Annotated in this window: 17 protein-coding genes and 1 pseudogene; 9 read left to right on the top strand and 9 right to left on the bottom strand. The window is 33.4% G+C overall.

What is annotated here, in order from left to right; genetic code table 11:
• Nucleotides 1-158 precede the first annotated feature (158 nt).
• Nucleotides 159-1,934 carry an SgrR family transcriptional regulator gene (locus MKX66_RS05675; RefSeq protein WP_341087611.1) on the bottom strand — a complete coding sequence of 592 codons (1,776 nt, stop codon included), beginning with the start codon at nt 1,932-1,934 and terminating at the stop codon, nt 159-161.
• A gap of 62 nt (nt 1,935-1,996) precedes the next feature.
• Between MKX66_RS05675 and MKX66_RS05670 the strand changes: the two genes are divergently transcribed.
• Nucleotides 1,997-3,202: an MDR family MFS transporter gene (locus tag MKX66_RS05670; protein ID WP_078176546.1), complete on the top strand. Its 1,206-nt coding sequence runs from the start codon at nt 1,997-1,999 to the stop codon at nt 3,200-3,202.
• A 14-nt stretch (nt 3,203-3,216) separates the two neighbouring features.
• Here the strand turns inward: MKX66_RS05670 and MKX66_RS05665 are convergent, their stop codons facing one another.
• From MKX66_RS05665 to MKX66_RS05630, 8 genes and pseudogenes are all read right to left on the bottom strand, one after another.
• Nucleotides 3,217-3,921: a YjgB family protein gene (locus tag MKX66_RS05665; RefSeq protein ID WP_002032524.1), complete on the bottom strand. Its 705-nt coding sequence runs from the start codon at nt 3,919-3,921 to the stop codon at nt 3,217-3,219.
• A gap of 24 nt (nt 3,922-3,945) precedes the next feature.
• A complete protein-coding gene (locus tag MKX66_RS05660; RefSeq protein WP_002165597.1) occupies nt 3,946-4,791 on the bottom strand; it encodes a DUF5700 domain-containing putative Zn-dependent protease in 846 nt (281 codons plus the stop codon).
• Nucleotides 4,792-5,045: 254 nt separating this feature from the next.
• Nucleotides 5,046-5,441 (bottom strand): hypothetical protein, encoded by a 396-nt coding sequence (locus MKX66_RS05655; protein WP_002084959.1) that lies wholly within the window; start codon nt 5,439-5,441, stop codon nt 5,046-5,048.
• A 92-nt stretch (nt 5,442-5,533) separates the two neighbouring features.
• Nucleotides 5,534-5,776, bottom strand: coding sequence for a GlsB/YeaQ/YmgE family stress response membrane protein (locus MKX66_RS05650; protein ID WP_002013368.1), 243 nt, complete (start codon nt 5,774-5,776; stop codon nt 5,534-5,536).
• A gap of 124 nt (nt 5,777-5,900) precedes the next feature.
• Nucleotides 5,901-6,866 carry a nucleoside hydrolase gene (locus tag MKX66_RS05645; RefSeq protein WP_002013369.1) on the bottom strand — a complete coding sequence of 322 codons (966 nt, stop codon included), beginning with the start codon at nt 6,864-6,866 and terminating at the stop codon, nt 5,901-5,903.
• A 77-nt stretch (nt 6,867-6,943) separates the two neighbouring features.
• Entirely contained in the window at nt 6,944-7,132 is a 189-nt protein-coding gene (locus tag MKX66_RS05640) for a DUF3970 family protein (protein WP_002013371.1), read from the bottom strand.
• A 69-nt stretch (nt 7,133-7,201) separates the two neighbouring features.
• Nucleotides 7,202-7,987, bottom strand: coding sequence for a class I SAM-dependent methyltransferase (locus tag MKX66_RS05635; RefSeq protein WP_002192837.1), 786 nt, complete (start codon nt 7,985-7,987; stop codon nt 7,202-7,204).
• Nucleotides 7,988-8,205: 218 nt separating this feature from the next.
• Nucleotides 8,206-8,524, bottom strand: a pseudogene (locus MKX66_RS05630) (hypothetical protein).
• A 483-nt stretch (nt 8,525-9,007) separates the two neighbouring features.
• On the opposite strand from MKX66_RS05630, the gene MKX66_RS05625 reads away from it, so the two are divergent.
• The 8 genes from MKX66_RS05625 (at nt 9,008) to coaW (ending at nt 14,955) form a co-directional block, all read left to right on the top strand.
• Nucleotides 9,008-9,160 (top strand): YqbF domain-containing protein, encoded by a 153-nt coding sequence (locus MKX66_RS05625; RefSeq protein WP_080001761.1) that lies wholly within the window; start codon nt 9,008-9,010, stop codon nt 9,158-9,160.
• 170 nt (nt 9,161-9,330) lie between these two features.
• Nucleotides 9,331-9,765, top strand: coding sequence for an exosporium protein ExsC (exsC, locus tag MKX66_RS05620; protein ID WP_002165595.1), 435 nt, complete (start codon nt 9,331-9,333; stop codon nt 9,763-9,765).
• Nucleotides 9,766-10,058: 293 nt separating this feature from the next.
• Nucleotides 10,059-11,261, top strand: coding sequence for an MFS transporter (locus MKX66_RS05615; protein WP_002032512.1), 1,203 nt, complete (start codon nt 10,059-10,061; stop codon nt 11,259-11,261).
• Nucleotides 11,262-11,426: 165 nt separating this feature from the next.
• Nucleotides 11,427-11,729 (top strand): hypothetical protein, encoded by a 303-nt coding sequence (locus MKX66_RS05610; protein WP_000120186.1) that lies wholly within the window; start codon nt 11,427-11,429, stop codon nt 11,727-11,729.
• A 179-nt stretch (nt 11,730-11,908) separates the two neighbouring features.
• Nucleotides 11,909-12,277 (top strand): hypothetical protein, encoded by a 369-nt coding sequence (locus MKX66_RS05605; RefSeq protein WP_215589783.1) that lies wholly within the window; start codon nt 11,909-11,911, stop codon nt 12,275-12,277.
• A gap of 176 nt (nt 12,278-12,453) precedes the next feature.
• Nucleotides 12,454-13,653 (top strand): LL-diaminopimelate aminotransferase, encoded by a 1,200-nt coding sequence (locus tag MKX66_RS05600; protein WP_002032510.1) that lies wholly within the window; start codon nt 12,454-12,456, stop codon nt 13,651-13,653.
• Nucleotides 13,654-13,707: 54 nt separating this feature from the next.
• Nucleotides 13,708-14,106, top strand: coding sequence for a 3-hydroxyacyl-ACP dehydratase FabZ family protein (locus MKX66_RS05595; protein ID WP_001021821.1), 399 nt, complete (start codon nt 13,708-13,710; stop codon nt 14,104-14,106).
• 27 nt (nt 14,107-14,133) lie between these two features.
• Nucleotides 14,134-14,955, top strand: coding sequence for a type II pantothenate kinase (coaW, locus tag MKX66_RS05590; protein ID WP_215589784.1), 822 nt, complete (start codon nt 14,134-14,136; stop codon nt 14,953-14,955).

Below are 14,955 nucleotides of genomic sequence, written 5' to 3'. Positions count from 1 at the left end.
CTGTATATCACTCCTTCCTAACAACAATGTAACATAACACTGTTACGCTGTAAAAGAACTTTTATAACATGTAGCGTAAAAATGTGCAAAACAAACTTCATTTCCATACAAAAAAGGTTCTTACACATCTTACTAAAATGCATAAGAACCTTTATATATCAAGGCTTAAACCATATTTGATAAAAATCGATCCAACCTTGTGGATTGATCATTATATTTTGCACTTTTTCGTGTGAACTTACTTGCTGTTTGTTACGATATAAAGGAATAATATGAATTTGACGTAACAATGTGTCTTCAATATCGTGTAACAGTGTCATCCGTTTCTCTAATTGATTCTCTATAAAATAAGACTGCAATACTTCGTTAAATTTTATATTGCTATGCTGATGAATAAAGCTGTTTTTTGTAAGAAACATATATAGTAAACTATCTTCTATCCGTTCACTAATTGTCGCACTATCATGTATTATATCAGCCTTTTGTATCGTACTTGCTTGCAATAACTCTTTTGTTTCAAGAAAAACGACTTCAATAGTGACGCCATACTTCGCAGACTCTTTTTGTATCCAATATGAATCTTCAACATGATCTTGTTCTGTAAATGTATATAGTCGCAATGTTTCATTACGGTAAGAGCTCTCTTTAATAAGCGTATATATGTCCTCATTTATATGTATAGTGCCACCCTTTGTTAGAACCAATTCTTCTGCTATTTCTCCGCGCGCTCCTTGCAATTCCTCGATAAGCGCATTGCTATGAATGATTTTATGTAGAGCTTTCCGAAACATCGTGTTTTGCATAGGTCCTTCTTTTGCGGTATTTAATGTAATGTATGTTACATTCGACTCAAGTCTAGTTAGTTCTTTATGATGCTTTTCTATATTGTTATAGTGTGCTTTCGCTAAAATATCGCACGTATTTACGCTGTGCTCTACATTCCATAATTCAATTCGATCGAGAAATGGTCGCTCGCGAAAATATAAATCATTTGCTTCTAATACGAATACATCCTCATTCTTTTCACATAATCGAAACGGTCCAGTACCGATTAACCTTCCATCTCCATCTTCATTTACAATAGAACACTGTTCTGTACTTAAAGCATGTAAAAACAACTTATTATCTGTAGATAAACGAATCTGCACAATGTAGTCATCAAGAATATGTAAACTTTCAACGTGCTGTAACATCCAAGCATGCGGGTTATTTTTCTCTTTCATAAATCGTTTAAATGTATGTACAACGTCATACGCAGTAAATTCTTTCCTGTTATGAAACTGAACACCTTTTCGTAAGTAGAAGGTCCATATATATTTCTGGTCATCATATTCCCAATAAAACGCAAGTCTTGGCTCTACACTGTTTGTATTTCCGTCTATATACACTAACGTGTCGTATATATGTTTTACCATATGACATTCCGAACGCATCGTAGCGTATACAGGATCTAATGCAATATCTAGATTCATTTGGACTTGCAAACGTAGCACATCTCTTCTCCCTTTAGATGTCCTTTCGACTTGATAACCGAATATCGAATCAATCCACGTTTGAAATTGCGTTTGAAGTGATGGAAAATACGAGCTATATCTTTCAATAAATGCACTTCCACTTTTTACGTCCCCTTGTTTCGTTATTTCTTTTCCTCTTTCTAAAATTAAAGAAAGTGGATGTTTTTGAAATAACAACTTTGAACGATTTCCTCTCCCTCGGCCTGGAAACCACATAATCCAATTAAATTCTTCTAATTTTTTTATGATTAATTTACTATTTCGCTCTGTACAAAATAAAGTTTCAGATATATTTTGTATAGTTATTTCTAATTGTTCTCCCTCTGCTCTCCCATTTCCATACTGGAGCCACAGGTGCATATATTGCTCCAAAATAATCATAAAACGCCCCCTAAAAGATGAAAAATCTTCCTCTTTCATTCTACCCTTTTTCATTTCTGGCTTCCATCTTATCATTTCAATATAGAAAGGAGGAAATAAAAATGAAGTATCTTTTAAAACGTTATAATAAGCCTATTCTCATTCGATTGTTCGGTGAATTGTTAGTCCGAACGACTGAAGCGATGTTAGCTATCATTTTTATCGTTCATGTTAATAAAGCGTTAAATGGTAATGTCATCGTTACAATGCTTCTTTTCGGATTACAGCCTCTCGCTGATATTGTGTTTACATTAATCGCTGGGGGTGTAACAGATAAATACGGCCGAAAGAAAATAATGTTACTCGGATTACTTTTACAAGCTTTTGCCGTAAGCGGCTTCGTTTTTGCTGAATCGGTCGCCTTTTTCGCCTTATTGTATGTAGTAAATGGTATTGGGCGCTCTTTATATATTCCGGCACAGCGAGCACAAATCGCTGACTTAACGAAGGAAGAACAACAGGCAGAAATATTTGCTGTTCTGCATACTACGGGAGCAATCGGCTCTGTAATTGGCCCATTAATCGGCGCCTTTTTCTATACTAGTCACCCTGAGTATTTATTTATTTTGCAAGGTGTAGCCCTTACGCTATATGCTATTCTTGTTTGGACGCAGCTTCCTGAAACGGTCCCACTCAGACAAAGCGTTAATAAAACTAAAGAAGTATATTCGCCAAAACAATTTATTTCAAAGCATTATGCTGTGTTTGGACTTATGGTTTCTACACTACCTATTAGTTTTTTCTACGCTCAAACCGAATCAAATTATCGTATATTCGCCGAAAGTGTATTTCCAAATTTTTTATTCATACTCGTATTTATCTCAACTTGTAAAGCAATCATGGAAGTTATGCTCCAAATTTTCCTTGTGAAATGGTCTGAACGATTTTCTATGCCTAAAATCATTGTTATTTCCTATACTTGCTATACGTTAGCTGCGATTGGCTACGGTTATTCCACAACAATATGGTCATTATTCTTCACATTGCTCTTTTTAGTAATTGGGCAAAGTATAGCTTTGAATCACTTACTACGATTCGTTTCACAAATCGCTCCAAGTCATAGACGCGGATTATATTTTTCTATATACGGTATACATTGGGATATTTCAAGAACTTTCGGGCCTTTTGTAGGTGCATTGTTATTAAGTAAATTAAACGGTAGTACTCTATTTTATATTTGCGCCTTCTTATTAATAATCGGTGGTATCATTCAAGCTTTTTTTGTTCAATCGTTAGAAAGAAACAAAACAAAAGAGCTGTCCCTATAGGAACAGCTCTTCATTTAACCTGCCATTTTATTAATACTATCCTCCGGTGAGAACACAGAAATATGATGTACTTTACCAGTTGACTTTGGAATAACGAATTTCAATTCAAATTGGTCATTTACTTTATAAACGTATATTTTGTCATTACCATTTACTTTAACAGACGCTGGTTTTCCTAAAGCCTTTTCGATTTCTTGCAACGTAATCGATTTGAGTTCTGAATGATATGAGCGAACGTCAAAGACTTGAGATCCTTTGTTAAAGCCAAATGCTACATTTTCACTTGTAAAAGTTGCATACATCCCGTTGCCTGCTTGATCAGTTTTATCTGCTTTTCCCCACTCTTTTTCTATTTCCTCGATGTCACCTGTATGTGCTGCATATGGTACGTTAGGTACTTTACCTTCTTTCGCTTGCTCAAATAAATCTTTTACATGGTTAATTGATTTTTGATTAAGCACTGTATTTTTCGTATTAGACTCCGTTGAAGGTTTTACAGAATCATGACCTTTTGGTTTTTCCACAGGTTCTTTCTCTTTTTTGGGAGCAGTCTCTTCATTCTTTTTACCCGTTTCTGACGTATCACTCTTTTTTTCCGTACTATTTTCTGATGTTGAATTAGTTTGCTTCTTTTCCTCAGCGTTAGTACATGCGGTTAAAGCCGCTACACACGTTAAAGTTAGAAAAAATATAAGTACTTTCATATATACTTTCATTATTTCCAGCCTCCTTCTTCAACATATTCACTTTTGTAACCATTCCATTACACTACTCTTTAAATTATTTTTAGTCCAAAAAGTAAGTGCTTCGCTTTCCCCGAAAGTATTCACAATATACTCCATATACGATGTTCCTAAAAAATAACCGAGTCGGTTGCATCCGAAATAAGTCCCTCCTGATAAACGGAACCATTCTTTCTCTTTTTCATCTGTCCACCCTTTAACATAATCTTGTAAAAAATGTTTCTTAATATGATCTTTATGTTCTTCATAGCAATACAACCAATCGTCACCATCATTATCATATGAATAATAGACTGATTTACTTAATCCTTTAGCTATTCTTTGCGATAAATATGTCGCGACTCCCTCACGATATAAACTAACCGCTGCATCAGTCCATTGTGCTTTAGTCCAATCCATTCCACTCTCTTGCAATACGAAATTATGATATATATGACCAATTTCATGAGCAACGATAACACGAAGATGCTCCCTTTCAGGAGATAATTTTTCTGCCGAAAGAAATATATCCCCAATAATATCTCTTTCTACAAATGCATTGGAGCCAAACCCACCTACAAATAGATGAAAAGTCAAATCTATATTAAAACCAAATTGAATGTGATACTCCTCACTAATTTCTTGAATAATAGATGGTAAAGTTTCCGAAATAATACGGATGTCTTTTAGTTTTTCAGGATATTTTTTAATTGCACTAGAAAGACGTTCTTCCGTCTTAGGACAATGATAATTAAAATACTCTTCAAATGCTTCTGGATACATATCATAATATTTGTCCAAGTCATGTAATCCTATATCATCGCTTTCCAAAAGCTTCAAAAAGCTTGGAATTGTATTGTTAATCATCTTATTCATCTCCTTGTATACACCTTCTCTCCATACTCGCTATATCCTTTTTGTAACTTGAATTAAACTGCTACAAAATCTCCTTTAAATGCAAAAAACCAGCAGAAAGTGAATACTCATTCTCTGCTGGTTTAATGTTTTGTTCCTTCTGAATCTTATTCAAATCATTTGTCATGATCAGAAATCCATTAAGATTACCTATTTATATAATTAAAAAAGCTGCCCTATTAAAGGACAGCTTCAAATATGTATTTTTACACTTCGATAGACTTACCGTCTTCAACGATATGGTAAAGTAAGTGCGCTAAATGATGAATTGGACCATTTTCTTCCTCTTCTTCATTTGTCTCACCTTGGAATTCAAGATCATTTAAGTATAGTGCTAAAAATTGATAGAACAATTTCAAATCAAATCCGTAGCAAGCACTTGGTTCTTCATGATCTCCTTCATATTGTAACATTAAGTATTGCTCGTTTCCTTCTGTATCTTCAGCATCAAAGAATACGAAGAAACCAACGTTTGTATCTAAATCAAATAGATGACGAGTACCTTTTTCTGTTGCTTTCTCGAAGTCCTCTTCACTTAATTTATGTACTGTTGTTGCCTTTGCATTATCCTCTTGATGAAAATTTACTGTAAATGATTTCAATGCTGACACCTCCTGATTGTATAACAGTAGCATAACAGATTAGACAACATAATACAAAGGGACTGCTTACAAATGTAAACAGTCCCCTGTATTCATTTCCGCATTGCACGGAATATAAAGCTTACGATGAAAATCAAAACAATCGCGCCTATTAAAGCCGGAACAATCGCATATCCGCCTATAACAGGTCCGAATTTACCAAGTAACGCTGTACCAAGCCAAGAACCGACAATACCTGCAATAATATTACCGATTACACCGCCAGGTACATCCTTCCCAGTAATTAAACTTGCAAACCATCCTAATATACCACCAACGATTAAAGACCAAATCATATCATTTCCTCCTTTATAATTGACCAATAAAAATTATAATCAGAAACAATTGCTTACCATTAGTTATGTTACATTTTTCGTAAGTTATTCGTCTTATGAAAATCATTCAAATCTGCTCACCCTCTTAAGGACAATCTGGCTTCAATATTGTTCTCATAAATTCGTCTTTAAACGCTTGATAATTAAATTCAACGGCTATTTTTTGTATAGGACGATTATCAAACGTCGTTGGCTCAGCTATTTTTCTAAAATCTGCAACACTTTGACCTCTCGTTACATCATTCGTCGTACTAATCCAAACTGCTGATTTTTTATATTCAAAAATATCATCATTTATAAATGAAATGAACGGAAGTAAATCGTGAATCGGACTCCCAGCAATACCTGGATATTCTTTTTTGTAAAAGTTCTCGTAATAAAAATCGATCATTGGCTTTATGAGTTTCGCCTGCCCTGTTCCTTCTTTATCAATAATATCGACCATTTCAGGGGTAATAAGAGCACGCTGCGTTACATTTAACGGATATATTGTAGCATTCTGCGCATATTTCATAACGATATTCGCGGCAATTGGATCGCCGTAAAAATTAGCTTCTGATACAGGTGTAACGTTTCCCGGAAATAGAAAAGCACCGCCCATTATATAATAAGAACATACTCGATTCATTAAATTGGGGTACAATAAAAATAATGTTGCAAGTGTTGTTAATCGTCCCGTCGCCACTATAATAATATCTTCTGGACAAGGCTCAATTAATTTAATCAATTCACAAAAATTTTCTCTGTCACAAATTCTCATTTTCGGTGGAATAATTGGACCTAAACCGTGATCCCCATGAATTTCAGGGAAAAACAAAGGTTCTTCAGCTGTCATTGGTCTACTGGCACCTTCAATAATCTTCACTTTTGTAGCATAGTATCTTTCTAAAAAATAAACATTTTCCGTAACAATTTCTCTTGATACATTTCCATACTCTGCAACGATACCGATAATATCTAATTTGCATGTTTTATTCGCATAAATTAACGTTACTGCATCATCAATACCAAAATCTCCGAAAAAGATTATTTTTTTATTAACTTTCCTCACCCCTCTCCAGCATAATCTACTATTATTATTATGCGAAAAAGACAAGGCGGTGAAACAGAGATAATTAAAAAAGCCGCCTATTTATTGGCGACTTCAATCTTTTTATAAGATAAATATGCTAGTACACTTTTGCTTGAATCATATTTCGGATTATTCCCTTTTCTCGGTTCTCTCATATGTGTTTTTTCAAACCCAGGAATGTCAGGCATTTTCTCTAAAAATTCAAGCATCTCTTCCTCAGTTCCCTCAATACGTACACGAATCATTATTACTATTCCTCAATTCTCATTTTCTCTGTACTAAGTATATCGTACATCAGAAAGACTGCAAGAAATTTATCTTTTTAATGTTGAACTTTTTTTACATACGAACAGTGCCATTTCAGTATAAAACGATTCTATTTTATTGTTTCCAAATTGAATTTTGAAAAATTCTTGCATTTCATTTGATGTTTTCATCATACACTCTGTTAACTTTACACGTTTTTGCATAGGAACATCCATCATATCGCACCACCAATCAAAATCGAACTTCTTGTCAAAAGTATGACATGACTGCATTTGCAAACCATGTTTTTCTAATAAAGTAATCCATTCTGTTTTTTTCAAAGCTCGTTCATGGCTTGGATCTCTCTTCTTTTCGATAAAGTTATAAAATGTATCAAACTCATTATTTTCTGGTGAAACGTTATCAATTAATATAAATAATCCATTATCTTCTAACGTTCGATTTACTTCAAAAATAAATTGCAAAGGATCAACAAAGTGATGTGCTGCAATTCGGCATGTAATTGTATCAAAGGAATCATCAGCAAATGGTAACCTTTCTGCATGTCCTGCTACAAATGATACATTTTCATGTCCGTTCCCTTCTATAAAACCTTTTGCTTTTTCTAACATTTTTTCTGTTAAATCAAGAGCGACTACCTCTTTGAACATTGGGGCTAACAAATTAGCAACATGTCCACCACCAGTAGCAATATCAAGAAGACGAGTATTATGACGAGTTTCAACTTGCTGAACTACATATTGTAAATCCAGTCCTTTTGCATGAATTTTACTTTTCACATACTTCTCTGCATTACTACCAAATTGTTGTTTCACAAGTTCTTCTTTACTCACTTTTATCATCTTCTTTCTATAAAGTATTATATTTAATTTATAAGTTCTCTTTATATAATTTCAAATCCTCTTTTAGTTTAATCTCGTCTCTTGTATTAGAGACCTTCTATCAAAAAAATTTAACTCTTTTATTTTTAAGCACAAAACAAAAAAGGTTATGGGGAATTATCCCACACCCCCACAAAGTATCTCTTAAATTTGAGGATCTTCTTACACGTCTAATCCCCCTGTAACTTCACAATAACTTCTACTTCGCTATTAGTAGCCTCTCTTGCATGCAATCCATATCCACCCAGGACTATCATAAAGAATATCTATGTTGAAATGCTTCAACTTAGTAAGCTCTGTCCTAATAAATTTATCCCTACTAGCGATTTCCTTATCAAGCAAGCCATATTCTTTCCCATTTTCAAATAGCGCTATCATCTTTCCTGCAAGTGGATGTATACGAACTATAAAGTGATATTCTTTTTCATTTATATTCGCTACAATCGTATTAGAATCAGGTACATCACATCTAGAATTCGGCATATTCATATCGGTCAGCTCCTTTATTGATTTCATTACTATCGCAACAGGTTAATATTTAAATATTATTAATATAATGTAAAAAATATAAAAGCTGACTTCCCTTTAGAAATCAGCTTTTACACATTGTTTATCTTTAAACTTTTTACAAATTTTATAATGTTTCTTTCTCTTCATCATTTCCGGAAACTAAATCTCCTAAAACATCCACCGTAACTTCAACTACAAATTCACAAATCCCTGCTACAACTTCTCCAATTACTTCCTCCATCTTTCTACCCCCTTGTTTTATGGAACCTATTTGTAGTATAGAAGATACTGGTTAATTTTAACTATCGGCAAAGGTGACAAAAACATTACAGATTTGTAAGCTATTTCAATGTTTTTTGAATTTATACTTCTCCCCTTTGAAACTTTAAGTATTATTAACAACCAGATAGGTCATCATAATATAAAGTATTTAAGAATCCTAATTTAAAGGAGGCGTGTAAAATATACTACGTAAAATTAATTAAAGGTCAATCTTTCTATGCTTTTGATCATCGATTCTTAGTGTCTCATGAAGAAGAGGTTTCAGAAAAAATTTTTAATTACTTACGCCGGAATGAATTCTTCGAAGTACGTAAAGAAGAATATTCTGCCTAAAGTATGAAAAGCATCAAAAAATGACTCTCATAATTGAGATTTTTTCTTGATGCTTTTATATTATCTCCCTTTATTCAACATTACTCCTCAATTCTCTTAAAATCTTATAGTATATGTCCAAGCTAATTCATCGTTACCTTCATATTTTAGTATATGAGGAGGTGACGAATATGACTCATATCATTGATTATCAAGCTACTCAACCCTTAAATAAAACAGGTGAAACAACTTTTGTAATTCCCCATTCCCCAGAAAAAGCAATTCTAGCAAGTATTAAATTAAAAATTTCAAGAAGAGATTCACGTAATAATCGAGTAGAATTAATCGCTACAGTTGGGGTTAAAGGTATAACTGAGATTTCACAAGTTTTATTCCGAATTTTCCGTGACAATACAGAAATCTTCAACGCTCAAGTAGGGATTGAATCTACAGATTCTGAGCAATTTTACGCGCAAACATTTCAAGCTATAGATCAAAATGTTAGCTGCGGGACTCACGAGTATTCATTAACTGTAGAAAACCTTACTAGTGGTGCAAGTGCAGACATTGTTGGTCCTCTGTCTTTTAGCGGCTTAGCTATTGGACAAGATCATAAGTGTTGCTAATTTAATCTATTTTGGTTTTTTGAGAAAAGTAAGACGCATTATCTGCGTTCTTACTTTTTTTATTTTCCCCACACTTACCTTCCCTTTGAATTTACTTGTGAATTTTTTGTATTTTTAGTTACCCATTGTATCACTTAATTCATCATTTTTTTACAAATCAAAAAGATTGAAATTCACTAATGAAACACGTAATATAGACTCTGACTCTAAAAAAGTTCGTTAAAAATAATACATAAAATAAGGAGGTTTTATATACGAGTTTTTCATTTTAAAAGACGGAGAGGTTTTACATTATGTGGCGTAATAAAAATGTTTGGATTGTGTTAATTGGGGAGTTTATTGCTGGTCTAGGGTTATGGCTTGGTATTCTTGGTAATCTTGAATTTATGCAAAAATACGTCCCTTCTGATTTTATGAAATCCGTTATATTATTTATCGGACTGTTAGCTGGTGTTCTAGTCGGTCCAATGGCTGGGCGTGTCATTGATCAATATGAAAAAAAGAAAGTTCTTCTTTACGCTGGATTTGGTCGTGTGATTAGTGTTATTTTCATGTTTTTCGCTATTCAATATGAAAGTATCGCTTTCATGATTGCATTTATGATTGCACTTCAAATTTCCGCGGCATTTTATTTCCCTGCATTACAATCTGTAATTCCACTCATCGTTAATGAACATGAGCTATTACAAATGAACGGTGTACATATGAATATCGGTACAATCGCTCGTATTGCAGGTACTTCACTAGGTGGCATTCTTTTAGTTGTAATGAGTTTACAGTATATGTATGCCTTCTCAATGGCAGCATACGCTTTATTATTCCTCTCAACTTTCTTCCTACAATTTGAAGATAAAAAATCCGCTACATCAAGTAAACAATCAGCTAAAGATAATAGTTTTATGGAAGTATTTCGTATTTTAAAAGGAATTCCTATTGCTTTTACAGCACTTATATTAAGTATTATCCCTCTATTATTTATAGCTGGATTCAATTTAATGGTTATTAACATTAGCGAAATGCAACATGACCCAACGATTAAAGGATTCATATATACAATTGAAGGTGTAGCATTTATGTTAGGTGCCTTCGTTATTAAACGTTTATCTGATCATTTCAAACCTGAAAAGTTACTATACTTCTTCGCAATTTGTACCGCTTTTGCACACCTTTCGTTGTTCTTTAGCGATATTAAATGGATGGCACTTGCCTCATTTGGTTTGTTTGGATTTAGTGTAGGCTGCTTCTTCCCTATTATGTCGACAATTTTCCAAACGAAAGTCGAAAAAAGCTATCACGGACGTCTCTTCTCATTCCGTAATATGTTTGAAAGAGTTATGTTCCAAATTGTCTTACTTGGAACTGGCTTCTTCTTAGATACGATTGGGTTACAATATATGGTTCTCATCTTCGGAGTTATTTCGTTGTTGATTATTTTTATTTCCTTATCTAAGCAGAAACAATTTAAAAAACAAACGTCACAATCTGCGAATATATAAAACTAATACTTCTTAAGAATGGATCCCGTATTTTACTGGGTCCATTCTTTTTGAATTTCAAGGATTAAAATCTATTTTCTTTATGTAGTTCAAATATTTAAAGGAGTATCCCCTACTACTTTCGAATAAAATAAATTATAGATTTTTCAAAAAGGAGCTGTGGAAATGTCTTATGGCATCCAATTATTAATTATCCTTCTTTTTTCATTGGTCATGTTTGGCGTCCTTAATTTTTTAGCCATTTCCTTATCTCAAAATAACTTTAAAAGAAGGATTGTTGCAGGTTTCCTATTTTTATTGTTAACTCCCATTATCTTTTTGACTACTACAGCACTCACATCTATATTCGATAAAGGTGGTTTGGGAGTAGCTAACCTAGTCTTCGTTATTTTAAATGTATATATTGTAAATGGAATTGTCATTCTTCTTTCCGCTTCATTTATCCTCAAAAAACATAACATAAGATAGAGTACTAGGCATGAATCTAGCATTACACTAGATTCATGCCTTTTCATTTTAAAAATCTCACCTTTCTCCAAATTTTTATGTGAAATTAAATAATTCTTTATAAAAATTTAAACTTTATTCATTACAATATTCCTATCGTATTCGCACGTTTATAAAAACTAATAAGAAAGGAGTACACAATGAAAAAGTTTCCACTTATTTTCCCTATATTAATCGTTCTACTTAGTGGATGTAGCAATAATGATATATACGGCTCTTGGGAAGTCATTGATAATAAAAAAGGTGAATGCCCTGTATATTATAAATTTGAAACAGTTGTGAAAGAAGAAAAGAAAGAAAAGGTTGTTCACAATTTAGTGGAAATGCAAACAACAAATAAAAAAGAGGATTTATTTAAAGGATCGTTTGTTAAAAATTCTAACGTGTATCGTATTGATTATGGCAACTCGTTTACATCGGATCAATCTTTAAAAGTTGTCGATAATGAATTAAATGTATACTTTTTTACAACTGAAAACACATGTACATATAAAAAAACAAACAATTAATCTTCATTTATAACGTAGAAAATATTTTCTACGTTATTTTTATATTTCCCCTTATTATCCTCCCTCTAAATTTGTCAATCGTTTTAATTTTCATAAAAAAATGATAAAATGTAAACATGTGTTTTCAGAATAATTAAAAATACAGAAAGAAAACACTGTTTTTAGGAGGGGTTTTGATGACTTACACTTTAGCAACTAGAATGAAAGCATTCCAATCTTCTATATTTAGTGAATTAGGGGCCTATAAAAAAGAGAAAATTGCAGCAGGTCATAAAATGATTGATTTAAGTATCGGGAATCCTGATATGCCTCCTGCTGATTTTGTGAGAGAAGAAATGGTACATACAGCAAGTGCAAAAGAAAGTTACGGATATACATTATCTGGTATTCAAGAATTTCACGAAGCTGTAACTGAATATTACAACAACACTCATAACGTTATATTAAATGCTGAAAAAGAAGTTTTATTATTAATGGGTTCACAAGACGGACTCGTTCATTTACCTATGGTTTTTGCAAACCCGGGAGATATAATACTAGTTCCTGATCCAGGATATACAGCTTATGAAACAGGAATTCAAATGGCCGGTGCAACATCTTACTACATGCCATTAAAAAAAGAAAATGATTTCTTACCTAACTTAGAAGTTATCCCTGAAGAAATCGCCAATAAAGCAAAGATGATGATTTTGAACTTCCCAGGAAATCCAGTTCCAGCAATGGCACATGAAGATTTCTTTAAAGATGTAATCGCATTCGCGAAAAAACATAATATTATCGTTGTCCATGATTTTGCTTATGCTGAATTTTATTTTGATGGTCAAAAGCCAATTAGCTTCTTATCTGTACCTGGTGCAAAAGAAGTTGGCGTTGAAATTAATTCTTTATCTAAAAGTTATAGTTTAGCTGGTAGCCGTATTGGTTATATGATTGGTAACGAAGGAATTGTCGGCGCGCTTACGCAATTTAAGTCTAATACAGATTACGGTGTGTTTTTACCAATTCAAAAAGCTGCATCCGCTGCATTACGACACGGCGCTGCATTTTGCGAAAAAAACCGTGGAATTTACCAAGAACGTAGAGATACTTTAGTGGACGGATTCCGCAAATTCGGTTGGAATGTCGATAAACCAGCTGGAAGTATGTTCGTTTGGGCTGAAATTCCGAAAGGATGGACTTCGCTAGAGTTCGCTTATGCACTTATGGATCGTGCAAATGTCGTTGTCACACCAGGCCATGCATTTGGTCCTCATGGCGAAGGTTTTGTACGTATTGCACTTGTTCAAGATAAAGTAGTATTACAAGAAGTAGTTGAAAACATTAAAAACAGCGGTATTTTCTCTATTGAAAAAATAGAAGAATTAGTTAAGAATTAATAATACCCCCCTGCTTAACTTTAGCAGGGGTATTATTATTCCTGGAGGTACGATATGAATATTAAAGATACTCTTCCCCATCGCTATCCATTTTTAATGATTGATAAAATTACAAACGTTAAAGAATCTCAATCGGCTACAGGATACAAACTGATTACAAATAACGAGTGGTTTATTAATAAAAATCAAAACTATATGCCTCATATGCTAATTGTAGAAGCACTCGCTCAACTTAGTGCTTTTGTAAGTACAGGTGAATCTGAAGGACTTGGTTTCCTCTCCTCTTTAGATGGGGTGGAATTTCATGAAAATGCGTATCCCGGTGATAAACTTGACTTACATTATGAATTAACACGTAACAGACGAGGTTTTGTTCTTGGGAAAGGAATTGCCTCTGTAAACGGTCAATCAATCGTTACCATTGAAAAGCTATTAATATATCAAGCTGATTAAACAGATTACATAGTAAGGGGTAGGGAAATGCGGAATGTTGTTGGTATTGATGCTGGGGGAACATTAACAAAGATTGCTTACTTTAACCTAGAGAAAAAATTATGTTTTGAAAAATTTTATTCATACGAACAAGAAAGAATTAAAGAATGGCTGCAAAATCATAATTCAATTACACAATTATGCATTACAGGTGGTAAAGCTAAGCAGTTAGAACAACTCCTTTCAAGTTCATATAAAGTAGTAGAATTAAACGAGTTTGAAGCTACTTTAGCAGGAGTACGATACATACTAAAAGAAGAAAAACGTGCTATAAACAACTTTGTATTAACAAATATCGGTACAGGTACTTCCATTCACTATGTTCACGACAATCAATATGTTCGTGCTGGTGGAACTGGAGTTGGCGGTGGTACTATTATGGGACTTTCAAAACTATTAACAAATATAGATCATTTTGAAGACGTGATTCCGCTTACGAAAATTGGTTCAAGAAACAGTCTAGATATTACAGTTGGAGATATTTATGGTGGGATTCTCTCCCCTCTTGATAATAACTTAACTGCTAGCAATTTCGGAAAAGCGACCATTACAGACTCAAATTATAGTAGTTCAGATATACTAGCTACCGTTCAAGGACTTGTCGGTGAAGTCATCACAGCATTAAGTCTTCAATTCGCCGAAGCAAAAAATATTGACCATATCATTTACATCGGTTCTACTCTATGTAATAACGTACATCTTCAAAATATTATTAGTAGCTATACAGAATATCAAAACAAAATACCAGTCTTTTTACAAGACGGCGGTTATAGTGGTGCAATTGGTGCTTTACTTCATAGTTCGAAATAA

The sequence above is a fragment of the Bacillus sp. FSL R9-9530 genome (assembly GCF_038008145.1).
GTDB classification, from domain to species: domain Bacteria; phylum Bacillota; class Bacilli; order Bacillales; family Bacillaceae_G; genus Bacillus_A; species Bacillus_A mycoides.
This window is presented reverse-complemented; position numbering and strand designations above follow the sequence as displayed.